Genomic DNA, 24,654 nt, shown 5'->3' with positions numbered 1-24,654 from the left:
CATTCATTCCCCACGAACGCCCGGTCAAGTGGTCACATTGCCGACCCTTGACCGGGCGTATCGCCGACGTCAGACCGCCGGGCTCGGGAAGGTCGGGTACGCCACCCCGGAGACGTGCTGGACGACGCGGATGACCTGGCAGGAGTAGCCGAACTCGTTGTCGTACCAGAGGTAGAGGATGGCGTTGTCGCCGTCGACCTTGGTGGCGCCCGCGTCGACGATCGAGGCGTGACGCGAGCCGATGAAGTCGCTGGAGACCGCGTCCGGTGCGGTGGTGAAGTCGATCTGGCGCTTGAGCGGCGAGGTCAGCGACACGTTGCGGAGGTAGTCGAGGACCTCCTCGCGGTCGGTCTCACGGCTCAGCCGCAGGCTGAGGATCGCGATCGAGACGTCCGGCACCGGGACGCGGATCGAGCTGCCGGTGATGGGCGCCTTGAGGTCGGGCAGCGCCTTGGCCACCGCGGACGCGGCGCCGGTCTCGGTGATGACCATGTTCAGCGGCGCGGAACGGCCGCGGCGGTCGGCCTTGTGGTAGTTGTCCAGCAGGTTCTGGTCGTTGGTGAACGAGTGGACGGTCTCCACGTGGCCGCGCTCCACGCCGAACTCGTCGGCCATCGCCTTCAGCGGCGGCACGATCGCGTTGGTGGTGCAGGACGCGCAGGACAGGATCTGCTCGTCCGGCTTGATGGTGTCGTGGTTGACGCCGTGCACGATGTTCGGGACGTCGCCCTTGCCCGGCGCGGTCAGCACGACCTTCTCGACGCCGGGGCGCAGATGCTGCGAAAGGCCCTCGCGGTCGCGCCACTTGCCGGTGTTGTCGATCAGGATGGCGTTCCTGATGCCGTACGCCGTGTAGTCGACCTCGGACGGGTCGTTCGCGTAGATCACCTTGATCGCGTTGCCGTTGGCGAAGATCGTGCCGCTTTCCTCGTCCACGGTGATGGTGCCCTGGAACTGCCCGTGGATGGAGTCACGGCGCAGCAGCGAGGCGCGCTTGATGATGTCCTGGTCGCCACCCCCGCGTACCACGATCGCGCGCAGCCGAAGGCCGTTGCCGGAACCGGCCTTCTCGATCAGCAGACGGGCCACCAGGCGGCCGATGCGTCCGAAGCCGTAGAGGACGACGTCGCGTCCCTCGCCGCCCTCGATCTTGTTCGCCCCCGTGGCGCCGGCGACGGCCTCCGCGGTGAACTCCTCCACGGACAGGCCGCGGTCGTCGCTCGTGTACGTCGCCGCGAGCATGCCGATGTCGATCTGTGACGGCCCGAGGTCGAGCGCGGTGAGCGCCTGCAGGAACGGCAGGGTGGCGACGACCGACAGCTCCTCGCCCGCGATCTGCCGGGCGAACCGGTGGGTCTTCAGGATGCTGACCACCGACTTGTTCACCAAGGAGCGGCTGTGCAGCAGGACGGTGACGTCCCGCTCGCGGTGCAGCTTCCCGATGATCGGGATCATCGACTCCGCGATCTCCTCGCGGGTCTTCCAGTTGGTGAACGAGTCGTCGTTGACAGTCACAGATCCATCTTTCGAGCTAGGCGGCGCTCATATGTTAAACCCTGTTTGATCGATCGTTTGAGCGGGGTTCGTCACACGAGTCCGCGCGCGCGTCCGTACACGCGTCGGTGCCCGCGATCGAGACGATCCGGCCCCCGTCCGTACCTGACGGGCATGGGGCACGCCCGCCCCGCGACGCCACCGCACCGATCGAGGGACGTACACCATGAACGCAACCGCAGCCATCGGCGTGACCGGCCTGGGCGTGATGGGCCGCAATCGCACTCACCGGCCTCGCGGGCCTGGTCGCTCCCACCGCCCACGCGACCGACAACGTCCCCTGTCACGGCACCACCAAGAGGGACCTCACCGACCCCGGCACCGGGCGCGTGTGGCCGGGGACGGACGTCAAGGTCTGCAACCTCACCCGCGGCCATGTGCCGGTGTACGCCACCCGTTCGCCGGGCGCCCCGGTCGTCGGACACCTCGAACAGGGCGGCGCCGCCAACTGGTTCGTCTCCGAGATGACGGGCCAGACCTTCCGGGACGGTTCCTCGGAGAACTACTGGTGGGCCAGTACCCGGGCGGACAACGGCCGTTGGGGCTGGGTCCCCGAGGTCTACTTCGCGGGCGGCGACAACAACGAGGACGACGCCGGGCTGCTGATGCCCGGCAACTACACCTGCGCCAACGTCTGCCCGCCGCTGCCGTTCTGGGCGCGCTGAGCGGGTGATCCGGCGCGCTGGGCGGGCCGCTTGCCCAGGTTGCGCCAGGCGATGCCGCCCGGCATCGGCGCCATGAGCATCAGCAGGAGCCAGACGGACTTCGGCAGGTGGCGCACGCGTGAGTCCGGTGTCCTGACGCAGTCCACGAGGGCGTGCAGCCACAGCACGACCACAACGGCGTTGAGAGTGAAGAGGATGAGGGCGGTCAAGGGCCGAGTTCCTTCGTGCCGGTGCCGGTGCCGTGCCGGTGCCGGCGCGGGCACCGGGATCCTGCCTGTTCGCCCCTTCATCGGACCAGGCCGCCCGGCCGGTTCACGCGGACGGCACCCTTTCCCGCCGACGGCGGTGGGCGAGCCGTCCGGCAGCCGGCGCCGCGCCGGCCCCGGTGCCCCTTGACGGCTTGACCAGCGCAGACCAGGCTTCAGGCCTCGGCGGAACGCACCTGGACAGGTAGGTCGACGATGGCAGAGTCCCCGGACACCCCCGGCAAGAGAGCCACGGGGCGACAGCTCCAGGTGGAGACGAACGGCCTCGACGTCATCGCCGACGCCGAGCGCAAGGGCACTCCGCGGACCCTGTTCTGGCCCTGGTTCGGCGCCAACGTCTCTGTCCTCGGGCTGAGTTACGGCGCCTTCGCGCTCGGCTTCGGGATCTCCTTCTGGCAGGCGCTGGCCGCGGGCGTCATCGGCATCGTCTTCTCGTTCCTGCTCTGCGGCTTCGTCCCGGTGGCCGGCAAGCGCGGGTCCGCGCCGACCATGGTCCTCAGCCGGGCCGCGTACGGTGTGCGCGGCAACCGCCTTCCCTCGGTGGTCTCCTGGGTCCTCACCGTCGGCTGGGAGACCGTGCTGTGCGCGCTCGCCACCATGGCCACCGCCACCGTCTTCGGCCGGCTCGGCTGGGGCGGCGGCACCGGGACCCAGGTCGTCGCCCTGATCCTGGTCGGCGCCCTCACCGTCGTCGGCGGCGTGATGGGCTTCGACCTCATCATGCGGCTGCAGACCGTGATCACCGTCGTCACCGGCGTCCTGACCGTCGTGTACATCGCGCTTGTCGCCGACCACATCCACTGGGGCACCGTCAGCGCCCTCCCGGCGGGCTCCGCCCAGGAGTTCATCGGCGCCGTGGTGTTCATGATGACCGGCTTCGGGCTGGGCTGGGTCAACGCCGCCGCCGACTACTCGCGCTATCTGCCCCGCAGTTCGTCCGGCCGGGGCGTGATCGGCTGGACCACCTTCGGCGCGTCCGTGGCACCGCTGCTCCTGCTGGTCTTCGGACTGCTGCTGGCGGGCTCCTCCAGCAAGCTCGACACGGCAGTCGCCGCCGACCCGATCGGCGCCCTCACGACCATCCTGCCGACCTGGTTCCTGGTCCCGTTCGCCGTGGTCGCGGTGCTCGGCCTGGTCGGCGGCGCGGTCCTCGACATCTACTCCTCCGGCCTCGCCCTGCTCTCCGCGGGCCTGCGCATCCCCCGCTACCTGGCCGCCTTCGTCGACGGCGTCCTGATGATCGCGGGCTCGATCTACATCGTCTTCTTCGCCGACGACTTCCTCGGCCAGTTCATGGGTTTCCTGACCACCCTCGGCGTCCCCATCGCCGCCTGGTGCGGCATCATGCTCGCCGACCTGGTCCTGCGCCGCCGCGACTACGACGAGGGCGACCTCTACCGCCCCACCGGCCGCTACGGCGACGTGGCGCTCACGCCTCTGCTGCTCACCCTCGCCGCCACGGCCCTCGGCTGGGGCCTGGTCACCAACTCGGCCGCGGGCTGGCTGGACTGGCAGGGCTACCTCCTCGACGCGTTCGGCCTCGGTGGCAGGTCCGGCGCCTGGGCCTACGCCAACCTCGGCGTCCTCGCCGCTCTCGCGCTCGGCTTCCTCGGCACCCTCGCCCTGGGCCGCACTCGCGTCCGCGCACAGGAGGCGCAGGCCCCGAGCCCCGCGGACGCGGGAGCGGTCGCATGACGACCGGCCTGCTCGCCGTCATCGACATGCAGCGTGTCTTTGCCGAGCCCGACAGCCCCTGGGCCACCCCCCGCTTCGCCGAGGCCGCGGCAGGAGTACGACGCCTGCTGCCGGCGTACGCGGAACGAGTCGCCTTCACCCGCTTCCTGGCCCCGGCCGAACCCGACGGCGCCTGGCGGGCCTACTACGAACAGTGGCCGTTCGCCCTCCAGCCGCCCGACGCCCGACTCTGGGAACTGGCCGACGAGTTCACCGACCGCGCCCAACACGTCGTCGACGCGCCCACCTTCGGCAAGTGGACCCCCGAACTCGCCCGGCACGTAGGCCCCGAGCGCCGCCTGGTCCTGGCCGGCGTCAGCACCGACTGCTGCGTCCTGTCCACCGCGCTCGCCGCCGCCGACGCCGGAGTCGAGGTGCTGGTCGCCGCTGACGCCTGCGCCGGCGCGGACGACGACTCGCACGCCAGGGCCCTGCACGTGATGGACCTGTACCGCCCCCTGATCCGCGTGACCACGGTCGCGGAAATACTGGACGGCCCACGTTCACCGTCGTCGAGGACTCTCCTGATCCCTTGATCTCCTGAGGCGGTTCACCAGGTGTTTTCCCTCGGGTCCTCTCCCTGGTGATTCCCCGCGGAGAGGAGGAATGAGCCGGTCCGGATCGGGTACGCGAGCAGAACCGTGCCCGGGACCGATCTTGTCCCGGCCGGCCCGTACGACCGCCGCTACCAGGGGATCCGCCATGGAGATACCTGCCAACGACCACACCGTCACCCCGGCTCGGCAGGCGCTGGACGCGCTGGCCGTGAACACCGAGGACATTCAGGCGCTGGACACGCTCGCCGGCAGCGAGGTGCTGGTTCCCGTGCCCGACGACGCGAACCAGGAGGACGCCAGGGACCCGGGCGCCGTGGCACTGCCGGTGCTGGAGCAGCCGGACGGCGACCCGGTGGTGCCCGTGTTCACCTCCGAGGGGGAGATGGCCGGGATGCTGCCGTTCGTCTCCCGTTACCGCCTGGTGCCGCTGGGCGCACTCGCCTCGCAGTGGCCCGCCGACGATCTGTCCCTCACCATCGACGCCGGATCCGAGCATCCGCTGACGCTCACCTCGGAGGGCGTGCGGACCCTGCTGGCCCGGCCCTGACGCAGCAGCCGGGCCCGGGAAAGGGAGCGGGTGGTGGCTTCCCGCTCCCCGCACCCCGGCTCTCGCACGGCGAGGAGATGAACGGCGCCGACACCGCTCATACCCGGGCGCCCACGGCGGCCGCGCCGGACGGTACGACCGGCGAGGCCCCCGCGTCACTCCCGGATACGCGGGGGCTGTCCGCGGAACACAGCGGATTCCGGCATCTGGGTGCGTACGCGGCCGGGACCGCCGTCGCCCGCAGCGGTCCCGAACCCGGTCCCGAACCCGATCCCGGCCCGTTCGAGCGCAGTACCGTGATCGTATGGAACAGCGCATCACACTGATCACGCTGGGAGTCTCCGATCTCGCGCGCGCCAAGGCCTTCTACGAGGCCCTGGGCTGGCGCGGACAGGAAGTCGAGGAGACCGTCTTCTTCCAGGCGGGCGGGCTGGGGCTGGTGCTGTGGAGCCGTGACGCACTCGCCCGGGACTGTGGCCTGGAGCCCGCTCGGGCGAGTGGTTTCGGCGGGATCGCCCTCGCGCACAACGTGCGGTCCGAGGCAGAGGTCGACGCTCTGCTGGCGGCCGTGCGGCGAGCCGGCGGGACCATCACCAAGCCCGCGGCCACCAACGCCATCGGCTTCTACTCCAGCGCCTTCGTCGATCCGGACGGCCACGCCTGGGAGGTCGCCCACAACCCCGGATTCCCCCTCGCCGAGGACGGCTCGGTCACTCTCCCCGACTTCGGCAACCCGTAGCCGCGGGCGTCGCCCCGCAGGGCGGCAGGGAGAAGTACGGCGCCATGCCCACGGTCTCCGCGGTCCTGACCGCGCTGCCCGACCCTGCCGACCATCCGGTCTTCCGCCTCCGCGGCCGACGCTGATCGCCCCACCCCGAAGCGGTTCACAATGTCCGCATGGAATGGATCTCCGGCGTGGCGGGCGGCCTGCTCCTGGGGGTCCTGTTCGCCAACGTCCTGCGCACCCTCGTGGTGCCCCGCGGTCTCTACTCGGTCCTGGTGTTCCGGCTGTGGTGGCTGCTGCGCCGACTGCTGCGGCTCGCGGCACCCCGTGGCGGCTACGACGCCATCGACCGCGCGCAGACCTGGCTCGCTCCGCTGATCCTGATCGGCATGCTCGCGACCTGGCTCGGCGGAGCACTGGTGGGCTACGGGCTGCTCTTCCACGCCGTGCCCGGGCTCGCCTGGGGCAACTCCTTCCGGGAAGCGGGCTCCAGCCTGCTCACCCTCGGCTTCGCCAGCGGCGACCGGCTGCGCCTGTCCACACTCGACTTCCTCGCCGCGGCCACCGGGCCCGTCCTCATCGCCCTGCAGATCGCCTACCTGCCCACGCTGTACGCCGCCTACAACCGCCGTGAGCTGGAGGTGACCCTGCTGCAGTCACGGGCCGGCGAGCCCGCCTGGGGCCCTGAGATCCTGGCCCGGCAGTGGCTGGTGGACACCGAGTCCGCGCTGCCCGAGCTGTACCGGGCCTGGGAGCGGCTGGCCTCCGACATGGGGGAGAGCCACTCGACGTATCCCGTCCTCATCGCGTTTCGCTCGCCCCGCCCGTACCGCCACTGGCTGGTCGGCCTGGTCGCCGTCATGGACGCGGCAGCCATGCAGCTCGCGCTCACCCCGCACACCGCCCCGCCGGAGGCGCGCCTCGTGCTGCGGGCCGGCTTCATCGCGCTGCGCGACATCGCCCGCGCCCTGCGCCTGCCCTTCGACCCCGACCCCGCCCCTGGCGCACCCATCCGGCTCACCTGCGCCGAGTTCGACGAGGCGGTCGCGATGCTGGAGGCGGCGGGCTTCGGCGCCGACCGCACCACCCTTGAGGCGTGGCCGCACTTCCACGGCTGGCGGGTCAACTACGAGGCGATCGCCTACGAACTCTGCCGCCGCTGCGACGCGGTACCCGCCCTGTGGACCGGCCCTCGTGACTTCGCCTCGACTCCGATTCCGCCGCGCAGACCGGCGGACCGCCGCCCTGGTGAAGGGCGTGCGGAGGTGCCGCCGGAGGGCGGGTGAGGGGAGTGTGGGGGGGGCGTGGCGGGGTGTGTGGCGTCACGCCGTGGTGGCCGGTACCGGGTGGGGGAAGGTGACGCCGGTCAGTTCCTCCGAGACGATCCACAGGCGGCGGGCGGCCGCCGGGTCGCTGGCTGCCTGCGAGCGGCCGACCAGGGTCGGGGCGCCGCGCATCTCGCCGAGGCCGTCCGGACCGACGTAGCTCGCGCCGGGCAGGTCCTGGACGGCGGCGTACAGCGTGGGCAGTGCGCCCGCCTTGCTGTCCTGGGCCACGAAGCGGTTGGTCACCTGCATGAGAGCACGCCGCAGCGCGCTGCCGTCGTGGCTCTGAAGGCTGGTCGCGGCGTACCCCGGGTGCGCCGCGAGGGCACGTACGGACGAGCCCGACTCGGCGAGGCGGCGCTGGAGTTCGAGGGTGAAGAGCAGGTTGGCCAGCTTGGACTGGCTGTACGCCTTCATGGGCGCGTACTCGCCGGTGAGGTTGAGGTTGTCGAAGTGGATCCGTGGGCTGCCCGGCATCCGGTGAGCGCCGGACGACACCGTCACCACCCGGTCGGTGACATGGCGCAGCAGCAGGTTCGTCAGGGCGAAGTGGCCCAGGTGATTGGTGCCGAACTGCGTCTCGAAGCCGTCCTTCGTGGCGGACTCCGGGATGTTCATGATGCCGGCGTTGTTGACGAGCAGATCCAGGTCGCCCTGCCAGCCGGCGGCGAACTCGCGCACGGAGGCGAGATCGGCGAGGTCGAGCCGGCGCACCTCCACGCTCCCGTTCACCCGCGCCGCCGCTGCCTCGCCGCGCTTGGGGTCCCGTACGGCGAGCACCACATGCGCGCCCGCACCGGCCAGTGCCTCGACGGTGGCGATGCCGAGCCCGCTGTTGGCGCCGGTCACGACCGCCGTGCGGCCGGTCTGGTCGGCGATGTCGGTGATGTTCCACTTGCTGGGTTGAGTAGCCATGCCCGCTAATGTAGGCGCCGCCAACAATGCTGTCAATGACAACAATAGTGACGCCGCCAACAATGTGGGCGGCATAAACATGACCGATACACTGACGCCCATGCACACCCGCACTCGCCGCTACCACCACGGAGATCTCCGTGCCGCCCTGCTCACCCGTGCCGAGGAGACGCTCCGGGAGAAGGGGCCGGCCGCGCTGTCGTTGCGTGAACTCGCCCGCGACCTCGGCGTCAGTCATGCCGCGCCGAGCCGTCACTTCAAGGACAAGCAGGCACTCCTTGACGCGCTGGCGCTGACCGGATTCGAGCGGCTGACCGCTGTCCTGGAATCGTCACAGGACGGTGCCGGAGGGACGTTCGCCAAGCGGCTGGACGCGGTGGTCCGCACGTATGTGGGTTTCGCCCGGGACAACGCCGAGCTGCTCGACCTGATGTACTCGATCAAGCACGACCCGGCGGCCTCCGACGCGCTGCTGGAGGCCACGCATCGCTGGTCCGACGTGGTCGTCCGGCTGATCGGCGACGGGCAGGCGCGGGGAGAGGTGCGGGAGGGGTCGGTGGAGCGCGTCGGCCTCCCGGTGTTCGCGACCCTGCACGGCTACGCCGACCTCGCGGCGACCGGCATGCTGCCGTCGGAGGTGGACGAGCACGGGCTGGACGAAGTGATCGCGTTCATGCTCCGAGGGTGTGTGCCTCGGGACGTCACGGGAGCGTGAGCACCGCGCTCTTGTCCGAAAGGCCGGGCGCCGGCTTGTCGGGACGGGTGGCCGCCGGCCCGGTGTCGTCGGCGTAGTCGCTCTGTCGCCCGTGGAACCTGTGGCCGGCCGCGAGGAGCCGGACGATCTCGTGCCCCAGAGCGACTGGGGCCTCCCTCGTCGGCCGTCTGTACGTGCGGCGGAGTGCGGGGTCCCGGAGGGCGCGAAGTGCGGTACGTCGGCCCTAACGCCCCGGCGAATCCTGCGGCGCGGGCCGGTCGCCCAGCAGTCGGGCCAGCACCTCGCGCTGCAGCGGCAGCGCCTCGGCGTGCAGGTCGCGGCCCTTGCCGGTCAGGGCGACCCACACGCCGCGCCGGTCCTCCACGCAGACGGAACGCTCCACCAGGCCGTCCTTCTCCAGTCGGCCGATGAGCCGGGACAGTGCGCTCTGGCTGAGATGAACCCGTCCCACGAGGTTCTGCACCCGGCAGTGGTCACCCGCGGCGGGCGCCTCGGACGCCAGGATGTCGAGCACTTCGAAGTCGCTCGCGCCCAGGCCGTGCGGGTGCAGGGCCCGGTCGATCTCGCACATCGTGCGCGCGTGCACGGAGAGGATGTCTCGCCACACGTCCTCCAGCCGTCCATCTGCCGTCTTCGCTGCCATACCCGCACGGTAACACCGAATCAGGCATTTATTGACCATGCAATCAATGCGGATGCATGCGGATTGGTGGCCGGTGATGCCGGACGTGGTGTCACGCGGAGGGGTCCTGGAGCAGCCCGACGAGGTTGCCGTCCGCGTCCTTGACGAAGGCGATCAGCCTGCCGCCACCGACGTCCTGCACGTCCTGCAGCATCTCGGCGCCGGCGTCGACCAGTGCGGCGAGCCGCCCCCGGATGTCGGCGACGTGCCAGTACGGCACCGGGCCGGTCATGCCCTTCGCGTGCCCGTTGGGGTCGAGGCCGATGTCCTGGCCGGCGTCCTTGAAGCCGACGTAGTACGGCTCGTCGGCGTACGGCTCCACCTCCAGCAGGGCGCTGAACAGAGCCTTCGCCCGGGTGATGTCCTTGACGGGGTAGATGATCGTCTTGAGGCCAGCGGTCATGGCGTGCTCCTCGGCAGTGGGGAACCGGCGGATTTCGTCGGTGGTTTCACGCTAGGGCGCAATGGCGGGGCATGGCTTCTTCGATCCTGACCGCTTGCGCACGATCGGGCGTCCGTCACCCGTGGCCGGTAGCCGAATCAGTCCACGCTGCCGGACGGGACGGGGAAGGCCGGCGCGGTCCCGGGAGCGCGCTGCCGGCGCAGGGGCGGTTCAGTCATCGCTGAGCCAGAAAGCGCGGGGCCGGGCGCAGGGGTACCGCCTGGCTCCCGCCCGTGTTCCTGGAGGTGGGACCGTACAGCCCTGTGTCGGATGGGCCGTACGTTCCCGGACAAGGGTGGTCGAATGCCCTTCGCGGCGGTGCGGGCTGCGGGACAGTGTGAAGACGCGGTATGTGGTGGTCCGTCCGGAGAGGGGGACGACGTGTTGAGGACTTCCGTCAGTGAGAAGCGGCTGGTCATCCTGGAGTGGCTGAAGGATCCGGCCGTGCATTTTCCGCCGCAGCCGCACGGTGACCCCGTCGACGCCGGCGTCACCGCGGACGCCGTGGCTGCCAGGCTCGGCGTGCCCCGCGCGGTCGCCGCCACCCATCTCGACCTGCTCGCGGACGTCGGCCTGCTGCAGACCCGCAGGATCCGGTGGCGCACCTACTACCGGCGGGACGAGATGCGGATCGCCGAGGTGGCGCGCATGTTCGAGAAGGGCTGGTAGGCGAGGACAGGGCGACGCGTGCTCGCGGCCGTAGGCGGCGGCCTCACCGCACTACGAACGCAGGGATGACGGCCCCTGCCCGCGGTCCGTCGGGTCCGCCGGGTGGGGAGGCTCGTCGAGGTGCCCGAGCCACTCGCACAGGAGCCGGCCCAGCAGCGCACCACCGAAGACCACGAACCCGACACCGACGAGCCACGACTCCACCACCACAACCGTGCCGACAGGGCCGTAGCTGATCGCGTTGGTGACCAGGAGCGGGGTGAACACCAGATACGAGAATCCGCGCAGGCCGACCAGACCCGCCATCGTGGCGAGCGCACCCGGCAGGAGATAGCGCCAGGGCACCTGGCGGTGGAGCAGGAAATGCGGCGCCCACCAGAAGAACAGCAGGCCGACCCCCATGCTGAGCAGGATGCGGGGCGTGCCCTCCAGCACCTTCCGGGTCTGCACCTGGGCGTACAGGTACACCATCAGCATGGTCAGCCAGACCGCCTGCCGCCAGATCCGGTGCCACGGCACGGAGGCCGCCTTCCAGATCCGCTCATAGCCGTTCTGCACGCTCGATGCGAAGGACATGCCGAACAGCGCGAGCAGTGCCACGCTCAGCACGCTGGTGGTGCTGATCACATTGCGGGTCGGACCGAAGACATGCGCGAGCGCGTCCGCGGACCGGCCGGACAGGGCCATGCCATCCACCAGCCACAGCGCGAACCCACCGTGCCCCAGCGGATCCGCGGCCGCGACCACGATCAGCAGCGGCGCCAGCGTGACCAGGGCGAGTGTGGCGAACCCCATGGACCGGTGCAGCAACTCCAGCTCCGTACCGCGGCGGTGCAGCTCGGCGAACCCCAGCCGGTGCCAGGCGGCCTGCCGTGACATGGGGACCACCCCTTCCTCCGGTCCGGAGCTACCGGTGGTGGTGTGCTGAGTGGCCAGGAACACATCCCCATAAACCTGATCGGGTGACGCGGCACCCGGCGGGCACCCCTACACATGCCAGCATGAACTGTCCCGACCTCGACGAGGAGGTTTTCATGGACCGTCCCAGTGAAATGGACCGTGCCAGTGAACTGGTCCCGCTCCGATACGTCGCCATCGGCGGCCGCGGCCCCGAGGACGTCGTCGCAGACGCTCGCGGCCGGGTGCTGACCGGAGTGGAGGACGGCCGCATCCTGCGTATCGACGGACTGGCGGAGCCCGCGGCACCCCGCGTCGAGGTGCTCGCCGAAACGGGCGGCCGACCGCTCGGACTCGAACTCCTCCCGGACGACGCCCTGTTGGTGTGTGACGCCGAACTGGGCCTGCTGCGCGTCGACCTCGGTGAGGGTGTCGTCCGCATTCTCGCCGACTCGGTGGCGGGGGAGCGGCTCAGTTTCTGCAGCAACGTGGTCGCCCTGTCCGACGGGAGCGTCTGTTTCACCGTCTCCAGCCGCCGCTACCCCCTCAACCAGTGGATCGGCGACCTCGTCGAACACACCGGAACCGGCCGTCTGCTGCGCCTCGCCCCCGGCAGCGAGCATCCCGAAGTCCTGCTGGAGGGGCTCCAGTTCGCCAACGGCCTCGCCCCGAGCGCCGACGAATCCTTCCTGGTCGTCGCCGAGACCGGAGCCTGCCGGCTGACCCGCTACTGGCTCACCGGAGCCAGGGCGGGGCGCAGCGAACCCTTCGCCGAGAACCTCCCCGGCATGCCCGACAACCTCTGGCGGGCACCCGACGGCCCGATCTGGGTGTCCCTGGCCGGCCCTCGCGTCCCCCCGCTCGACCTGCTGCACCGCGCCGCTCCCGCCGTCCGCGGCGCCGCCGCCCGCATCGCCGTCCGCGCCCCGTTCCGCCCCACGGGCACCATCGGTGCCCTCGCGTTCGACGACCAGGGCGCCATCGTCCACCACCTCGCCCGCCGCCGCTCCGGCTATCGCATGGTGACCAGCGTCTGCGAGGCCGCCGGTCACCTGGTCCTGGGCAGCCTGTGGGAGCGGGGCGTCGCGGTCTGCGAGCGGCCCGTCCCGAAGTGACCCGGGTCCGGCCCGGGCGATACCCTGTTGCCCGGCCGCGACCACGCCTCGCGGCGCGGTGGTGGGGCCCGCCGTACCCGAACCGCGGCAGTGCCGCCGCCAACGGTCCCTACTTGCGAAGGAGCGGCGCCCGTGTGTCCCGGGCCCCGGCGAGTAGGAGACGTACGACCATGACAGCCCCGGAAGCCGAGAGCGTCCGCGCCCGACCCCGCACTGAGCGACCGCCCGCCTGGCGCACCCAGGCGCCCGTCGTCGCGGTGGTCGCGCTCGGCGGCGCCCTCGGCGCCACGGCCCGCTACGCGTTCTCGCTGTGGTGGCCCGCCCAGGCCGGCGGATTCCCCTGGGCGACCTTCTGGACCAACGTCGTCGGCTGTGCGGTCATCGGCGTCTTCATGGTGGTCATCACCGACGTGTGGGCCGCCCACCGCCTCGTACGCCCCTTCTTCGGCACCGGTGTGCTCGGCGGCTTCACCACTTTCTCCACCTACGCCGTCGACATCCAGAAGCTGGTCGACGGCGGCCATCCCCGCACCGCACTGGCCTACCTCGCCGCGACCCTGCTCGCGGCGCTCGCGGCGGTGTGGCTCGCGGTGATCGCGACCCGCCGCGTCCTGAAGTGGAGGCAGCCATGACGAGGCTGACCGGCAGCGCCCTGCGTGTGACCGTCTTCATCGGCGAGAACGACACCTGGCACCACAAACCGCTCTACTCCGAGATCGTCCACCGCGCGCACGCGTCCGGCCTCGCCGGCGCGAGCGTCTTCCGCGGCATCGAGGGCTTCGGCGCCTCCTCCCTGATCCACACCTCGCGGCTGCTGTCGCTGAGCGAGGACCTGCCCGTCGCGATCGTCATCGTCGATTCCCAGGACCGGGTGCGCGCCTTCCTCCCGCAGCTCGACGAGCTCGTCGGCGAGGGCCTGGTGATCCTCGACGACTGCGAGGTCATCAGGTACGTCGGCCGCGAGGACGGTCCCGGTGAAACGCGCACGAAGGGTAAGAAGTCGTTGTGAACTGGCTGTTGGTCGTGGCGGGAGCCGTGGTCGGTGCCCCCCTGCGCTATCTCACCGACCGTGCGGTGCAGGCGCGGCACGACTCGGTCTTCCCCTGGGGCACCTTCGCGGTGAACGTCTCCGGCTGCCTGATCCTCGGCCTGCTGACCGGTGCGGTGGCCGAGGGGGCCGCCGGTTCGCACATCCAGCTGCTGATCGGCACCGGCCTGTGCGGGGCCCTGACGACGTACTCGACCTTCTCGTACGAGACCCTCAGGCTGACCGAGACCGGGGCGGGGCTCTACGCTGCCGCCAACGTCGTCGGAAGCGTGGCGGCGGGTCTCGGCGCGGCATTTGTCGGGGTGTCGGTAGCCCAGGCCCTGTGGGGTAGGTGACCGGCTCCCTCACGCGCGTAGTAAGACTGTCTACAGCACTGTCGACCAACTCCTCAGAACTGGATCCCATGAGCGTCATTAACGTCGGTCAGGCCGTCGTCCTCGGAGCCGTCGAGGGGGTGACCGAGTTCCTTCCGGTCTCCTCCACCGGCCACCTGAAGATCACCGAGGGGCTGATGGGCATCCCCGTGGACAACGACGCCGTCGTCGGCTTCTCCGCCGTCATCCAGGTCGGTGCGATCGCCGCCGTGCTCGTGTACTTCTTCAAGGACATCGTGCGGATCGTCTCCGCGTGGGGCCGTGGCCTGGCCAACAAGGAGGAGCGCTACCACCACGACTACAAGTTCGCCTGGTGGGTGATCTACGCGACCATCCCGATCGTGATCGTGGGCCTGGCCGCCAAGCCGCTCATCGAGGGTCCGCTCGCCTCGCTCTGGGTGGTCGCCGCCTCGCTGATCGTGGGCAGTGGCGTGATGTGGGCGGCGGACCAGATGGGGCGGCACAAGCGCGGGGAGGACGACACCACGTTCAAGGACGCGATGCTGGTCGGCAGCTCCCAGATCCTCGCCCTGCTCTTCCCCGGCTTCTCCCGCTCGGGCGCCACCATGTCCACGGCCCTCATCCTCGACCTGGACCGCGTCGCCGCCACCCGCCTCTCCTTCTTCCTCGGCATCCCCGCCCTGACCGGCGCCGGCCTGTACGAGCTCAAGGACGCGCTGGGTACGGGGGTGGGCGCCGCCCCGCTGGCCGTCGGCACGCTCGTCTCCTTCGTCGTCGCGTACGGCTCCATCGCCTGGCTGCTGAAGTTCGTCGCCAAGCACTCCTTCAACGCCTTCGTCATCTACCGGCTCATCGTCGGCGTCCTGCTGCTGGGCCTGCTCAGCACGGGCGCCCTCAGCAGCTGACGGCATGCGGACGGCCGCATCGGCGGAAGTCTGCGCGGCGGCCGCCCGACGGGGCCTGTGCCGATCCGGCCGGGGCGGCGCGCCTGAGGGCGCGAAGCTCTGGCGGGGCCATGTGGTGTGTCGGAGGGGGGCGGGCGCTGAGGGATCCCGCCGCCGGCCCTGGAGGGCTGCGTCCCGCGGGCCCGCGGCGGGCGGACCGGAAGGTTTCCGTCCGCGTATCGGTGCGTCCGAGCCCGGCCGAGGGGGCCACGCTGTGCGGGACGGCGAGCTGTACCGCCTCTTCGGCCGCAGGACTTCACCGCCGCCCGAGGCCCGCGGGTGGCGGACGTCCGCTGCTCTTCCGGCGGCATCGGACGCCGGAAGAGTGGGCCGGCCGAAGATGAACCGCGGCCGGCCTGAGTGAGGAGTGCTGTGCTGGGGACTTGGCTGTGAGGACGGGTATCAGCAGCATTCCCTGGGGGCTGGCCCGGCCAGGCTCCTCTGGTTCAGCATCGAGCTGGGGGAGCCGCCCGTCAGAACATGCTGCCTTGCTCGCAGACCCGGTGGGCGACCTCGCGGAGTTTGACGTTGTTCTCCTGCGAGAAGCGCCGAAGTGCGTCGAACGCCTGCTCCTCGGAGAGGTTGTGGGCGCCCATGAGGATGCCCATGGCCTCGCCGATGGCGTGGCGGGTGGCGACGGCCTGTTCCAACTGGGCGTGCGTGCGGGCGCTGGAGAAGGCGACGGCGGCGTGGGACGCCAGCAGCCAGCCGGCCAGTTCGCTGGCCTCGGTGAAGGCGCCGGGCTTGCGGGAGTAGACGTTCAGCGCGCCGAGTTCCTCGTTCTCGGTGAACAGCAGGAAGCCCATCATGCTGCCGAGGCCGAGGGTGCGTGCCTGGGAGGCGTAGGAGGGCCACGCCTGCTGCTTCTCGGTGAAGTCCGCGATGCGGAAAACCTGTCCGTCCTCCTTCATGCTCGCGGCGTCGAAGCAGGGCCCCTCGCCCAGTCGCTCCTGCAACTGGTCGCTGTCGTCGACCAGCTTCTCCGTGGGAGCCAGCGTCTGCACCTTCGAACCGTGCAGCACCAGAATTCCGGCCGCGTCGCAGCCCTCCACCAGCTCCGTTGCCGAGTGTGTGATCCGCTTCAGGGTGTCGTCGACCGACTTCTGAGCGAGGAGATCGCGAGCCATCGACGCCATCTGCTGCGCGAACCGACCCCAGTCCATGCCGTCCTCCACATCAGGGTGCGTCCTGGTCAAGAACACGTCTACCCACCCTTTGACGCAACCTGCACAGGGCGTCCGGGGGAGTCGACTCCGGCGCGCAGCGGGAGGATCCGGCAGCAAGAACCGGCAGGAAGCACCCGCGCAAGTCGACTTTCAGGCTTCCCGCACCATGGATTCCCACATTCGCCGCCCTTGACAGCTCCCGTCCGGCACCCGCAGGATCACTAACGTGAACCTGTCAGACAGCCAGACAGCCAGTCAGGGCCCGCGGCGTATCAGCGCCATGGAAGCGGTGCTCGGGCATCTGCGTGCCGCCATCGAGCGCGGCGAGTACGCGGTGGGGGACAAGCTGCCCTCCGAGGCGGAGCTCTGCCGCACTCTCGAGGTCAGCCGGCCGGTGCTGCGCGAGGCCCTCAGGGCCCTGCAGACGATGGGCCTGACCGTCTCCAGGACGGGCAAGGGCACCTTCGTCGTCGCCAACACCGTGGAGGACCCCACGTTCGGCGACTACGCGGCCAGCGACCTGCTGGAAGTGCGCCGTCACGTCGAGATCCCGGTCGCGGGCTACGCGGCCGTGCGCCGCACCTCCGAGGACCTCGACCACCTGGCGCACCTGCTGGAGCGCATGGAAAGGGAGACCGACACCACCTCGTGGGTCGCCCTCGACACGCTGTTCCACCTGGCCGTCGCCCAGGCCGCCCAGAACCCGGTGTTCCGCCGGGTGATCGAGGAGATCCGCGACGCACTGGCGCGTCAGTCGGCCTTCCTCAACGAGCTGGGCGGACGCCGCGAGCAGTCCAACCGCGAGCACCGGGCGATCGTCGAGGCGCTGATCGACGGTTCCGAACTCGACGCGGTGGACGCCATGGCGCACCACCTCGACCGCGTCGAGACGACCCTCACCGACATCGTGCGCCCCACGCGCACGGACAGCCCAACGGAAGGCGGACCCGAGGCGTGAGCGAGCAGCACCTCAAAGACGAGACGCGCACACCGGCCGCACATGTCGACGCGGGAGACGCCGGCTACAGCAAGTCCCTGAAGTCCCGGCACGTCAACATGATCGCCATCGGCGGGGCGATCGGCACCGGCCTCTTCCTCGGCGCCGGCGGCCGTCTCGCCGACGCCGGCCCCTCCCTCTTCATCGCCTACGCGGTCTGCGGCGTCTTCGCCTTCCTCGTCGTGCGCGCCCTCGGCGAACTCGTCCTGTACCGGCCCTCGTCCGGTGCCTTCGTGTCGTACGCCCGGGAGTTCCTCGGCGAGAAGGGCGCGTTCACCGCGGGCTGGATGTACTTCCTCAACTGGGCCACCACCGGCATCGCCGACATCACCGCTGTGGCCACGTACACCCATTACTGGGGCATGTTCTCCGACATCCCGCAGTGGGTGATCGCACTGATCGCCCTGGCAGTGGTCCTCACCGTGAACCTGATCTCGGTGAAGATCTTCGGCGAGCTGGAGTTCTGGTTCGCCATCGTCAAGGTCAGCGCGCTGGTGATCTTCATGTGCATCGGCATCTACCTGCTGGTCACCCAGCACCCCGTCGACGGGACCAGCCCCGGCCCGGCGCTGATCACCGACAATGGCGGCATCTTCCCCAACGGCCTGCTGCCCATGCTGCTGATCATCCAGGGCGTCGTCTTCGCCTACGCCTCGGTCGAGCTGGTCGGCGTGACGGCCGGCGAGACCGAGAACCCCGAGAAGATCATGCCCAAGGCGATCAACTCGATCATGTGGCGCGTGGGCGTGTTCTACGTAGGCTCGGTCGTCCTGCTGTCGATGCTGCTGCCCTGGAACAAGTACAGCTCCGGCGAGAGCCCCTTCGTGACGGTGCTGTCCAACATCGGCATCCCGGCGGCCGGCGGCGTGATGAACCTCGTCGTCCTCACCGCGGCGATGTCCTCGCTCAACTCGGGCCTGTACTCCACCGGCCGTATCCTGCGCTCCATGGCGATGTCCGGCTCCGCACCGAGGTTCACCTCCGTGATGAGCCGCAGCCAGGTCCCCTACGGCGGCATCCTGCTCACCAGCGGCATCTGCGTCCTGGGCGTCGGCCTCAACTTCGTGGTCCCGGCGGACGCCTTCGAGATCGTCCTCAACTTCGCGGCGATCGGGATCCTCTCCACCTGGGGCATGATCATGCTCTGTCACCTCCTCTTCTGGCAGAAGACCCAGAAGGGCGAGCTGACCCGCCCGGACTACCGACTGCCGGGCTCCCCGTGGACGGAACTCGTGACGCTGGCGTTCCTCGCCTCCGTCCTGGTCCTCATGTACGCCGACGGAGGCGCCGGCCGCACCACCGTGCTGTGCCTGCCGCTGATCGTCGGAGCCCTGGTCGTCGGATGGTTCGGCATCCGCGGCCGTGTCGCACGCCGGTCCACCGGGACCGGTCCCACCACCGGAGCCGACGCGTGACCCACGCGCCGCTTCCTGACAAGAGGCAGTGATGTTCAGCAGTTCCGTCGCGGACGCACCCCTGATCCGCGAGCCCCTCCACGCCCCCGTCGCCCACCTGATACGCGGCGGGGTCGTGGAGGGCATCCACTACGGCTCCGTCGTCGTCCTCGGCGCCGAGGGACACCTCCAGCTTCAACTCGGCGACATCGAGGCCGCGTTCTACCCCCGGTCGGCACTCAAGCCCGTCCAGGCGGTCGCCATGGTCCGGGCCGGTCTCCCGCTCGACGGCGCGCTCCTCTCGCTCGCGGCGGCGAGCCACTCCGGCGAGGAACGTCACCTCGCCGGGACGCGGAAGATCCTGGAACTCGCAGGGCTGACCGAGGAACACCTGCGCAACGTCACGGACATGCCGTTCGATCCGGCCGTCCGGGACGAGTGGATCCGGGAGGGCCGCTCGCCCTCCCGGATCGCCCAGAACTGCTCCGGCAAGCACGCGGCCATGCTCTACACCTGCAAGCTCAACGGCTGGTCCCTCGACGACTACCTCGACCCCGGCCACCCCCTCCAGCAGGCGATCGCGGAGATCGTCGAGGACCTCACCGGACAGCGCATCGCCCAGGTGACCGTAGACGGCTGCGGCGCTCCGCTGTTCTCGGTCTCGCTGCACGGTCTCGCTCGTGCCGCCGCCCGTATCACCACGGCTCCGGCCGGTACACCCGAGTCACGTGTCGCCGACGCGATGCGCGAACACGCCGAGATGGCCTCCGGATCCGGCCGGGACGTGGCCGCGCTGATGCGGGCCGTGCCGGGGCTGCTGGCCAAGGACGGGTTCGAGGGCGTTCAGGTTGCCGCGTTGCCGGACGGCCGGGCCGTCGCCGTGAAGATCGCCGACGGGGCGAACCGGGCACGTGTCCCGGTGGCGGCCGCCGCTTTGGGCAGGGCCGGGGTCGACCCCGCGCTGCTCACCGGGTTCGAGGGCGAGGCGTTGCTCGGCGGTGGCCGGGAGGTCGGGCGTGTACGGCCCGTGCGTTCGCTGGAGCCGGTGGTGGTTTCGGCCTGCGCGTAGTGGGCCGGGCCGGTTTGTCGTCCGGTGGCTGCGGCCGCCGGACGTGGCTGGTCGCGAGGCTCTCATGGCCCCTGTCGGGGCGCTGTCACCCGGTATCCCAGAAAGAGGACCCTCACCTTCATGACGACCGTCGTCACCCGTAGCGAACACGACCTGCTCGGCGACCGTGACGTTCCCGCCGACGCGTACTGGGGTGTGCACACCCTGCGTGCCACGGAGAACTTCCCCATCACCGGCACCTCGATCTCCGCCTATCCGCACCTGATCGACGCCCTCGCGGCCGTCAAGGAGGCCGCCGCCCTCGCCAACGAGGAGCTCGGTCTGCTGGAGCCCGAGAAGGCCGCCGCGATCGTCGAGGCGTGCCGGGAGATCCGGGCCGGCAAGCTGCACGACCAGTTCGTCGTCGACGTCATCCAGGGCGGCGCCGGCACCTCGACCAACATGAACGCCAACGAGGTGATCGCCAACCGGGCGCTGGAGCTGCTCGGGTTCGACAAGGGCCGGTACCGGCACCTGCACCCCAACGAGGACGTCAACCTCGGTCAGTCGACCAATGACGTCTACCCGACCGCCGTCAAGATCGCGACGGTGTTCGCGGTGCGCGGGCTGCTCAAGGCGATGGCCGTCCTGCAGGACGCCTTCGCCGCAAAGGCCGTCGAGTTCCGCGCCGTGCTCAAGATGGGCCGCACACAGCTCCAGGACGCGGTGCCCATGACGCTCGGTCAGGAGTTCTCCGCATTCGCCGTCATGATTGACGAGGACCGCTGCCGTCTTGCCGAGGCCGTCGAGTTGATCCATGAGATCAACCTGGGTGCCACGGCCATCGGCACCGGACTCAACGCCCCCGCCGGATACGCCGAGTCGGCCCGCCGCCACCTCGCCGACATCACCGGGCTGCCGCTGGTCACCGCCGCCAACCTGGTCGAAGCCACCCAGGACTGCGGCGCGTTCGTGCAGATGTCCGGGGTGCTCAAGCGGATCGCCGTCAAGCTCTCCAAGAGCTGCAACGACCTGCGGCTGCTGTCTTCCGGGCCGCGTGCGGGTCTGGGCGAGATCAACCTGCCGCCGGTACAGGCCGGTTCGAGCATCATGCCCGGCAAGGTCAACCCGGTGATCCCCGAGGTCGTCAACCAGGTCGCCTTCGAGGTGATCGGCAACGACGTCACCATCACCATGGCCGCCGAGGCAGGACAGCTCCAGCTCAACGCCTTCGAGCCGATCATCCTGCACTCCCTGTCGGAGTCCGTCACGCATCTGCGCAGCGCCTGCCTGACGCTCGCCGAGCGGTGCGTGGACGGCATCACCGCCAACACCGAGGCGCTGCGCGCGAGCGTGGAGAACTCCATCGGCCTGGTCACCGCGCTCAACCCGCACATCGGGTACACCGCGGCCACCGACATCGCCAAGGAAGCCCTCGCCACCGGCCGGGGTGTGGCCGAACTCGTCCTGGAGAAGGGCTTGTTGCCCGCCGAGACCCTCGCCGAGCTGCTGCGGCCCGAGGTCCTGGCCGGCAGCGGCTCCGTCATCGCCTGATCCACGGCCGCGCGCCAGGACCGACCCGGAGGCACAATGGTGATCATGGCCGTTCCCCCATCCGCCCCCACCTTCGAACCGGTCCTGGCGCGCATCGCCGAGGAGATCGAGCGCACCCCCGGCCGTGGCCGGCCCGCCGACTACATCCCGGCGCTCGCGGCCTGTGACCCGCGCCGCTTCGGCATGGCCGTCGCGGAGCCGGACGGCACGGTGTACGGGGTGGGGGACTGGCGTGAGCCGTTCTCCGCGCAGTCCCTCACCAAGGTCTTCACCCTCGCCCTCGACCTGGCCCGCGAGGGCGACGAACTCTGGGAACACGTGGGCCGCGAGCCCTCCGGCAACCCCTTCAACTCCCTGATCCAGCTGGAGTACGAGAGCGGCATCCCGCGCAACCCGTTCATCAACGCGGGCGCCCTGGTCGTCACCGACCGCCTCCAGACCCATACCGGAGACGCGGCGGGAGAGCTGCTCGCCTTTCTGCGTACCGAGAGCGGCAACCCGGGCCTGGACTTCGACCTGGACGTTGCCGCCTCCGAGTCCGCACACGGCGACCGCAACGCCGCCCTCGCCCACTTCATGGCGTCGTACGGCAACATCGACAACCCCGTCCCGGCGCTGCTGGACCAGTACTTCCGTCAGTGCTCCGTCACGGCGTCCTGCGCCGACCTCGCCCTCGCCACCGGCTTCCTGGCCCGTCACGGCGTTCGCGCCGACGGCAGCAGGCTGCTCACCGGCAGCCAGGCCAAGCAGGTCAACGCGGTGATGCTGACCTGCGGGACGTACGACGCGGCGGGCGAGTTCGCCTACCGTGTCGGGCTGCCCGGCAAGAGCGGCGTCGGCGGCGGCATCATCGCGGTCGTACCCGGGCGCTGCACGCTGTGCGTGTGGAGCCCCGGGCTCGACGAGCGCGGCAACTCGGTGGCGGGCGTCGCGGCCCTGGACCGCTTCACCACCCTGACCGGCCTGTCGGTGTTCTGAGAGCCGGCGTTCGAACGGGCGGCTCAGTCCAGGAACTCCCTCAGCAGCGGCACCAGCAGGGACGTGCGCCGCATCAGCGCCACATGCGTGGTGGCCGGCAGGACGGCCAGCCGCGCCCCGGGGATCAGCGCCTGCATCTCGGCCGCGTGCTCCACGCGTACGAAGTCGGTGTCGCCGACGACCAGGAGCGTGGGCGCGCTCAGCCCGCGCAGGTCGTCGGCCGTCCAGGGCAGCGGGGCGTGGGCCGCGCCCGTGACCTTCGCGAGGAAGTCCTGGAAGTGCTCGGGATGCGGCGCGACAGCGGCGTAGGCCTCGGCCATCTCCTGGAAGTCCGCCTCGCTGGGCAGCCGGGGAGAGGCGTAGTCCGGAGTGCGGACCTCCTCGTGGTAGCCGTCCTGTCGGTACTGGGTGGCGGCGAGCACGAGCCGTCCGACGCGCTCGGGGTGCCGCACCGCGATCTCCAGGGCGGTCAGCCCGCCGAGGCTGAAGCCGATGAAGTCGGCCTGCTCGACGCCGAGTTCGTCGAGCAGCGCCACGACGTCCGAGGCCAGGTTCGCCACCGTCATCTCGCGGTCGGTGTCGGCCGTGTGGCCGTGTGCCTGCAACTCGGGCGCCACGACACGGCGGTCCGCGGCCAGGGCGGGCAGCACGGCGGCGAAGGACAGGCCGATGGTATGGACCCCGCCGTGCAGCAGCACCAGTGGGCGCCGGCCGGCCCCGGCGGAGCCGTGGGTCTCGTAGTACATCTCCAGGCCGTTGACCTTGGCGTGGGCGGAGCTGTCGGGCACGGTCATCACGTCCGTTCTGTGGCTGATGGACAAAGGGGGGGCGAATGAAGGCCGGACGCAGGGGAGACCGGCCGACGGGACAGAAATCATCGCTCCCGGCGCGCGATCACACGCCGGACACACGCAGGCCCCCGCCCGGAAGGCGGCGCGTCAATTTCCGGCCACCCGGCGTTGACACGCTGACCGAGTGTTGGCCATGGCTTTTCCCGTCGATCTCCGTCGCTGTCAGGTCCTGGGCCTGGCCGGCACCGCCTTCCTCGCCCTGGGCGGTGAGACGTCCGGTGCCCTGCCCGTCCGGGACCTCCTGGCACCGGCCAACGCCCGCGCGGCCCTGGGCCTGGTCGGGGTGTACTTCGGTGTCGTCCTGCTGATAGCCGCCTGGGTGCTGCTCGGGCGGCTCGTGCGCAGCGCCGGGCCGCCCACGCCGCGCGAGCTGCTGCTGGTGCTCGCCGTCTGGGCCGCACCGCTGCTCCTCGCCCCGCCCCTGTTCAGCCGTGACGTCTACAGCTACCTCGCGCAGGGCGCGATGGTCGACGCCCACATGGACGTCTACGCGCACGGGCCCGCCCAGCTCGGCGGCCCGCTCGCCGACGAGGTCGCCCCGCTGTGGCGGCACACCGGTGCCCCGTACGGCCCCGTGTTCCTCGCCGTCGTCTCAGCACTGTCCGGCCTGACCCGCGGTGAGCTTCCCGCCGGTCTGGTCGGGATGCGGCTGGTGGCGCTGCTCGGCGTGGCGCTGATGGCGGCCGCGCTGCCCCGGCTCGCCCGGCACAGCGGCGCCGATCCGGCCGCCGCCCTCTGGCTCGGCGCCCTCAACCCGCTGGTCCTGCTCCACCTGGTCGCGGGCGCCCACAACGACGCCATCATGCTCGGCCTGCTCGGCGTCGGCCTGGTCGCGGCGCTCGGCCGCCGGCCGGTGCTGGGTGCCGTACTCGTCACGCTCGCCGCGCTGGTCAAGGCGCCCGCCGTGCTCGGGCTCGCCGCGGTCGTCGTCCTCCAGGTGCGCGCCGGGCTACATCCGGCGAAGGCCGTCCTGTCGGCCGGGGTCGCAGCCGCGGCCACCACGGTCGCCGCGACGGCCCTCGCCGGAACGGGCTACGGCTGGATAGGCGCCCTCGACACCCCGGTCTCCGCGCACAACTGGGCCCTCACCAGCCTCCTCGGACGTGCCACCGGAGCCATGCTGGAGCACCTCGGCAGCGACCTCGCGCCCCTCGCCCTCCCGGCCTGGCACATGCTCGGCCTCGCGGTCACCGCCCTGCTGGTGGCGGCCATATGGTGGCGGCTGCGCCCCCGCCCGGTCTACGCGCTGGGCCTGAGTCTCGCCGCCGTGGCCGCCTTCGGCCCGGCGATCCGCCCCTGGTACGCCCTGTGGGGCCTGTTCCTGATCGCCGCCGCGGCACCCACCACCTCGGTACGGCAACGGGTGGCGGCCGTGACGGGAGTGCTCGCGCTCGCCACCCTGCCGAGCGGCGGACCGGCCGACAGCGGGCAGTTGATGCTGGCCGTCTCCGGCGGTGCGCTGGCCGTGGTCGTCCTGTGGCAGGTCCACCAGGCGGCCCAGGCACCCGCGCTGGAGAGGACCGCATGAAGGA

The 24,654-nt window shown here is 70.7% G+C and carries 27 protein-coding genes; 19 read left to right on the top strand and 8 right to left on the bottom strand.

Annotated elements, in window-relative coordinates; genetic code table 11:
• Nucleotides 1–69 precede the first annotated feature (69 nt).
• Complete coding sequence (locus ACYUED_RS03060; RefSeq protein ID WP_491290768.1) at nucleotides 70–1,515, bottom strand: glyceraldehyde-3-phosphate dehydrogenase; 1,446 nt, start codon at nucleotides 1,513–1,515, stop codon at nucleotides 70–72.
• A gap of 368 nt (nucleotides 1,516–1,883) precedes the next feature.
• Between ACYUED_RS03060 and ACYUED_RS03055 the strand changes: the two genes are divergently transcribed.
• On the top strand, nucleotides 1,884–2,219 hold the full coding sequence (locus tag ACYUED_RS03055; protein WP_491290767.1) for a hypothetical protein: 336 nt from the start codon (nucleotides 1,884–1,886) through the stop codon (nucleotides 2,217–2,219).
• Here ACYUED_RS03055 and ACYUED_RS03050 read toward each other — a convergent pair.
• The gene (locus tag ACYUED_RS03050) at nucleotides 2,171–2,428 is read right to left on the bottom strand and encodes a hypothetical protein (RefSeq protein WP_491290766.1); all 258 of its coding nucleotides are present in this window, start codon (nucleotides 2,426–2,428) and stop codon (nucleotides 2,171–2,173) included. The genes ACYUED_RS03055 and ACYUED_RS03050 overlap by 49 nt on opposite strands.
• Nucleotides 2,429–2,680: 252 nt before the next feature.
• On the opposite strand from ACYUED_RS03050, the gene ACYUED_RS03045 reads away from it, so the two are divergent.
• The 5 genes from ACYUED_RS03045 (at nucleotide 2,681) to ACYUED_RS03025 (ending at nucleotide 7,333) form a co-directional block, all read left to right on the top strand.
• Complete coding sequence (locus tag ACYUED_RS03045; RefSeq protein ID WP_491290765.1) at nucleotides 2,681–4,180, top strand: purine-cytosine permease family protein; 1,500 nt, start codon at nucleotides 2,681–2,683, stop codon at nucleotides 4,178–4,180.
• Nucleotides 4,177–4,755, top strand: a complete 579-nt coding sequence (locus ACYUED_RS03040; RefSeq protein ID WP_491290764.1) for a cysteine hydrolase family protein — start codon at nucleotides 4,177–4,179, stop codon at nucleotides 4,753–4,755. Before ACYUED_RS03045 ends, ACYUED_RS03040 begins: the two co-directional genes overlap by 4 nt.
• Before the next feature lie 166 nt (nucleotides 4,756–4,921).
• Nucleotides 4,922–5,323: an SseB family protein gene (locus ACYUED_RS03035; protein WP_266526139.1), complete on the top strand. Its 402-nt coding sequence runs from the start codon at nucleotides 4,922–4,924 to the stop codon at nucleotides 5,321–5,323.
• A 304-nt stretch (nucleotides 5,324–5,627) separates the two neighbouring features.
• Nucleotides 5,628–6,062 (top strand): VOC family protein, encoded by a 435-nt coding sequence (locus ACYUED_RS03030; protein ID WP_491290763.1) that lies wholly within the window; start codon nucleotides 5,628–5,630, stop codon nucleotides 6,060–6,062.
• Nucleotides 6,063–6,220: 158 nt separating this feature from the next.
• Entirely contained in the window at nucleotides 6,221–7,333 is a 1,113-nt protein-coding gene (locus ACYUED_RS03025) for a hypothetical protein (RefSeq protein ID WP_491290762.1), read from the top strand.
• A gap of 36 nt (nucleotides 7,334–7,369) precedes the next feature.
• On the opposite strand, the gene ACYUED_RS03020 is transcribed toward ACYUED_RS03025, so the two are convergent.
• On the bottom strand, nucleotides 7,370–8,287 hold the full coding sequence (locus ACYUED_RS03020; RefSeq protein WP_491290761.1) for an oxidoreductase: 918 nt from the start codon (nucleotides 8,285–8,287) through the stop codon (nucleotides 7,370–7,372).
• A 100-nt stretch (nucleotides 8,288–8,387) separates the two neighbouring features.
• Between ACYUED_RS03020 and ACYUED_RS03015 the strand changes: the two genes are divergently transcribed.
• Nucleotides 8,388–9,002, top strand: coding sequence for a TetR/AcrR family transcriptional regulator (locus ACYUED_RS03015; RefSeq protein WP_491290760.1), 615 nt, complete (start codon nucleotides 8,388–8,390; stop codon nucleotides 9,000–9,002).
• 223 nt (nucleotides 9,003–9,225) lie between these two features.
• Here the strand turns inward: ACYUED_RS03015 and ACYUED_RS03010 are convergent, their stop codons facing one another.
• Both ACYUED_RS03010 and ACYUED_RS03005 read right to left on the bottom strand, forming a co-directional pair.
• On the bottom strand, nucleotides 9,226–9,645 hold the full coding sequence (locus ACYUED_RS03010) for a MarR family winged helix-turn-helix transcriptional regulator (RefSeq protein WP_491290759.1): 420 nt from the start codon (nucleotides 9,643–9,645) through the stop codon (nucleotides 9,226–9,228).
• Nucleotides 9,646–9,736: 91 nt separating this feature from the next.
• Complete coding sequence (locus tag ACYUED_RS03005) at nucleotides 9,737–10,087, bottom strand: VOC family protein (protein WP_491290758.1); 351 nt, start codon at nucleotides 10,085–10,087, stop codon at nucleotides 9,737–9,739.
• A gap of 420 nt (nucleotides 10,088–10,507) precedes the next feature.
• On the opposite strand from ACYUED_RS03005, the gene ACYUED_RS03000 reads away from it, so the two are divergent.
• Complete coding sequence (locus ACYUED_RS03000; protein WP_491290757.1) at nucleotides 10,508–10,795, top strand: ArsR family transcriptional regulator; 288 nt, start codon at nucleotides 10,508–10,510, stop codon at nucleotides 10,793–10,795.
• A gap of 51 nt (nucleotides 10,796–10,846) precedes the next feature.
• On the opposite strand, the gene ACYUED_RS02995 is transcribed toward ACYUED_RS03000, so the two are convergent.
• Complete coding sequence (locus tag ACYUED_RS02995) at nucleotides 10,847–11,674, bottom strand: ribonuclease BN (RefSeq protein ID WP_491290756.1); 828 nt, start codon at nucleotides 11,672–11,674, stop codon at nucleotides 10,847–10,849.
• Between the two features lie 173 nt (nucleotides 11,675–11,847).
• Here ACYUED_RS02995 and ACYUED_RS02990 point away from each other — a divergent pair, with 173 nt between their 5' ends.
• The 5 genes from ACYUED_RS02990 (at nucleotide 11,848) to ACYUED_RS02970 (ending at nucleotide 15,095) form a co-directional block, all read left to right on the top strand.
• Nucleotides 11,848–12,807: an SMP-30/gluconolactonase/LRE family protein gene (locus ACYUED_RS02990; protein ID WP_491294815.1), complete on the top strand. Its 960-nt coding sequence runs from the start codon at nucleotides 11,848–11,850 to the stop codon at nucleotides 12,805–12,807.
• 170 nt (nucleotides 12,808–12,977) lie between these two features.
• On the top strand, nucleotides 12,978–13,439 hold the full coding sequence (gene crcB / locus ACYUED_RS02985; protein ID WP_491290755.1) for a fluoride efflux transporter CrcB: 462 nt from the start codon (nucleotides 12,978–12,980) through the stop codon (nucleotides 13,437–13,439).
• Nucleotides 13,436–13,816 carry a DUF190 domain-containing protein gene (locus tag ACYUED_RS02980; protein ID WP_491290754.1) on the top strand — a complete coding sequence of 127 codons (381 nt, stop codon included), beginning with the start codon at nucleotides 13,436–13,438 and terminating at the stop codon, nucleotides 13,814–13,816. The genes crcB (ACYUED_RS02985) and ACYUED_RS02980 overlap by 4 nt, the downstream gene beginning before the upstream one ends.
• Complete coding sequence (gene crcB / locus ACYUED_RS02975; protein ID WP_491290753.1) at nucleotides 13,813–14,190, top strand: fluoride efflux transporter CrcB; 378 nt, start codon at nucleotides 13,813–13,815, stop codon at nucleotides 14,188–14,190. The genes ACYUED_RS02980 and crcB (ACYUED_RS02975) overlap by 4 nt, the downstream gene beginning before the upstream one ends.
• Nucleotides 14,191–14,258: 68 nt before the next feature.
• A complete protein-coding gene (locus ACYUED_RS02970; protein WP_491290752.1) occupies nucleotides 14,259–15,095 on the top strand; it encodes an undecaprenyl-diphosphate phosphatase in 837 nt (278 codons plus the stop codon).
• A 512-nt stretch (nucleotides 15,096–15,607) separates the two neighbouring features.
• Here ACYUED_RS02970 and ACYUED_RS02965 read toward each other — a convergent pair.
• Nucleotides 15,608–16,297 carry a GAF and ANTAR domain-containing protein gene (locus tag ACYUED_RS02965; protein ID WP_491294813.1) on the bottom strand — a complete coding sequence of 230 codons (690 nt, stop codon included), beginning with the start codon at nucleotides 16,295–16,297 and terminating at the stop codon, nucleotides 15,608–15,610.
• A 283-nt stretch (nucleotides 16,298–16,580) separates the two neighbouring features.
• On the opposite strand from ACYUED_RS02965, the gene ACYUED_RS02960 reads away from it, so the two are divergent.
• From ACYUED_RS02960 to ACYUED_RS02940, 5 genes are all read left to right on the top strand, one after another.
• Nucleotides 16,581–17,258: a FadR/GntR family transcriptional regulator gene (locus tag ACYUED_RS02960; RefSeq protein ID WP_491294811.1), complete on the top strand. Its 678-nt coding sequence runs from the start codon at nucleotides 16,581–16,583 to the stop codon at nucleotides 17,256–17,258.
• Complete coding sequence (locus ACYUED_RS02955; RefSeq protein WP_491290751.1) at nucleotides 17,255–18,712, top strand: amino acid permease; 1,458 nt, start codon at nucleotides 17,255–17,257, stop codon at nucleotides 18,710–18,712. The genes ACYUED_RS02960 and ACYUED_RS02955 overlap by 4 nt, the downstream gene beginning before the upstream one ends.
• A 31-nt stretch (nucleotides 18,713–18,743) precedes the next feature.
• Nucleotides 18,744–19,760, top strand: coding sequence for an asparaginase (locus ACYUED_RS02950; protein WP_491290750.1), 1,017 nt, complete (start codon nucleotides 18,744–18,746; stop codon nucleotides 19,758–19,760).
• Nucleotides 19,761–19,880: 120 nt separating this feature from the next.
• Entirely contained in the window at nucleotides 19,881–21,293 is a 1,413-nt protein-coding gene (gene aspA, locus ACYUED_RS02945) for an aspartate ammonia-lyase (RefSeq protein ID WP_491290749.1), read from the top strand.
• 36 nt (nucleotides 21,294–21,329) lie between these two features.
• Nucleotides 21,330–22,271: a glutaminase gene (locus ACYUED_RS02940; RefSeq protein ID WP_491290748.1), complete on the top strand. Its 942-nt coding sequence runs from the start codon at nucleotides 21,330–21,332 to the stop codon at nucleotides 22,269–22,271.
• Between the two features lie 23 nt (nucleotides 22,272–22,294).
• On the opposite strand, the gene ACYUED_RS02935 is transcribed toward ACYUED_RS02940, so the two are convergent.
• On the bottom strand, nucleotides 22,295–23,065 hold the full coding sequence (locus tag ACYUED_RS02935) for an alpha/beta fold hydrolase (protein ID WP_491290747.1): 771 nt from the start codon (nucleotides 23,063–23,065) through the stop codon (nucleotides 22,295–22,297).
• 190 nt (nucleotides 23,066–23,255) lie between these two features.
• Here ACYUED_RS02935 and mptB point away from each other — a divergent pair, with 190 nt between their 5' ends.
• Complete coding sequence (gene mptB, locus ACYUED_RS02930; protein WP_491290746.1) at nucleotides 23,256–24,650, top strand: polyprenol phosphomannose-dependent alpha 1,6 mannosyltransferase MptB; 1,395 nt, start codon at nucleotides 23,256–23,258, stop codon at nucleotides 24,648–24,650.
• Nucleotides 24,651–24,654 lie beyond the last annotated feature (4 nt).

Source organism: Streptomyces sp. DF42 (genome assembly GCF_058267695.1).
The sequence above is the reverse complement of the archived record's forward strand: the minus strand, read 5'-3'. Positions and strand labels throughout refer to the sequence as shown.

What these genes read in the sequence shown, in the direction of transcription:
- ACYUED_RS03030 (WP_491290763.1), top strand. Translation starts at nt 5,628, where the DNA reads ATGGAACAGCGCATCACACTGATCACGCTGGGAGTCTCCGATCTCGCG.
- ACYUED_RS02980 (WP_491290754.1), top strand. Translation starts at nt 13,436, where the DNA reads ATGACGAGGCTGACCGGCAGCGCCCTGCGTGTGACCGTCTTCATCGGC.
- ACYUED_RS03040 (WP_491290764.1), top strand. Translation starts at nt 4,177, where the DNA reads ATGACGACCGGCCTGCTCGCCGTCATCGACATGCAGCGTGTCTTTGCC.
- ACYUED_RS02965 (WP_491294813.1), bottom strand. Translation starts at nt 16,297, where the DNA reads ATGGACTGGGGTCGGTTCGCGCAGCAGATGGCGTCGATGGCTCGCGAT.
- ACYUED_RS03025 (WP_491290762.1), top strand. Translation starts at nt 6,221, where the DNA reads ATGGAATGGATCTCCGGCGTGGCGGGCGGCCTGCTCCTGGGGGTCCTG.
- ACYUED_RS03005 (WP_491290758.1), bottom strand. Translation starts at nt 10,087, where the DNA reads ATGACCGCTGGCCTCAAGACGATCATCTACCCCGTCAAGGACATCACC.
- ACYUED_RS02940 (WP_491290748.1), top strand. Translation starts at nt 21,330, where the DNA reads ATGGTGATCATGGCCGTTCCCCCATCCGCCCCCACCTTCGAACCGGTC.
- ACYUED_RS03035 (WP_266526139.1), top strand. Translation starts at nt 4,922, where the DNA reads ATGGAGATACCTGCCAACGACCACACCGTCACCCCGGCTCGGCAGGCG.
- aspA (WP_491290749.1), top strand. Translation starts at nt 19,881, where the DNA reads ATGACGACCGTCGTCACCCGTAGCGAACACGACCTGCTCGGCGACCGT.
- crcB (WP_491290755.1), top strand. Translation starts at nt 12,978, where the DNA reads ATGACAGCCCCGGAAGCCGAGAGCGTCCGCGCCCGACCCCGCACTGAG.
- mptB (WP_491290746.1), top strand. Translation starts at nt 23,256, where the DNA reads ATGGCTTTTCCCGTCGATCTCCGTCGCTGTCAGGTCCTGGGCCTGGCC.
- ACYUED_RS02935 (WP_491290747.1), bottom strand. Translation starts at nt 23,065, where the DNA reads ATGACCGTGCCCGACAGCTCCGCCCACGCCAAGGTCAACGGCCTGGAG.
- ACYUED_RS02960 (WP_491294811.1), top strand. Translation starts at nt 16,581, where the DNA reads ATGGAAGCGGTGCTCGGGCATCTGCGTGCCGCCATCGAGCGCGGCGAG.
- ACYUED_RS02990 (WP_491294815.1), top strand. Translation starts at nt 11,848, where the DNA reads ATGGACCGTGCCAGTGAACTGGTCCCGCTCCGATACGTCGCCATCGGC.
- ACYUED_RS02950 (WP_491290750.1), top strand. Translation starts at nt 18,744, where the DNA reads ATGTTCAGCAGTTCCGTCGCGGACGCACCCCTGATCCGCGAGCCCCTC.
- ACYUED_RS03020 (WP_491290761.1), bottom strand. Translation starts at nt 8,287, where the DNA reads ATGGCTACTCAACCCAGCAAGTGGAACATCACCGACATCGCCGACCAG.
- ACYUED_RS02970 (WP_491290752.1), top strand. Translation starts at nt 14,259, where the DNA reads ATGAGCGTCATTAACGTCGGTCAGGCCGTCGTCCTCGGAGCCGTCGAG.
- ACYUED_RS02995 (WP_491290756.1), bottom strand. Translation starts at nt 11,674, where the DNA reads ATGTCACGGCAGGCCGCCTGGCACCGGCTGGGGTTCGCCGAGCTGCAC.
- ACYUED_RS03045 (WP_491290765.1), top strand. Translation starts at nt 2,681, where the DNA reads ATGGCAGAGTCCCCGGACACCCCCGGCAAGAGAGCCACGGGGCGACAG.
- ACYUED_RS03015 (WP_491290760.1), top strand. Translation starts at nt 8,388, where the DNA reads ATGCACACCCGCACTCGCCGCTACCACCACGGAGATCTCCGTGCCGCC.
- ACYUED_RS03010 (WP_491290759.1), bottom strand. Translation starts at nt 9,645, where the DNA reads ATGGCAGCGAAGACGGCAGATGGACGGCTGGAGGACGTGTGGCGAGAC.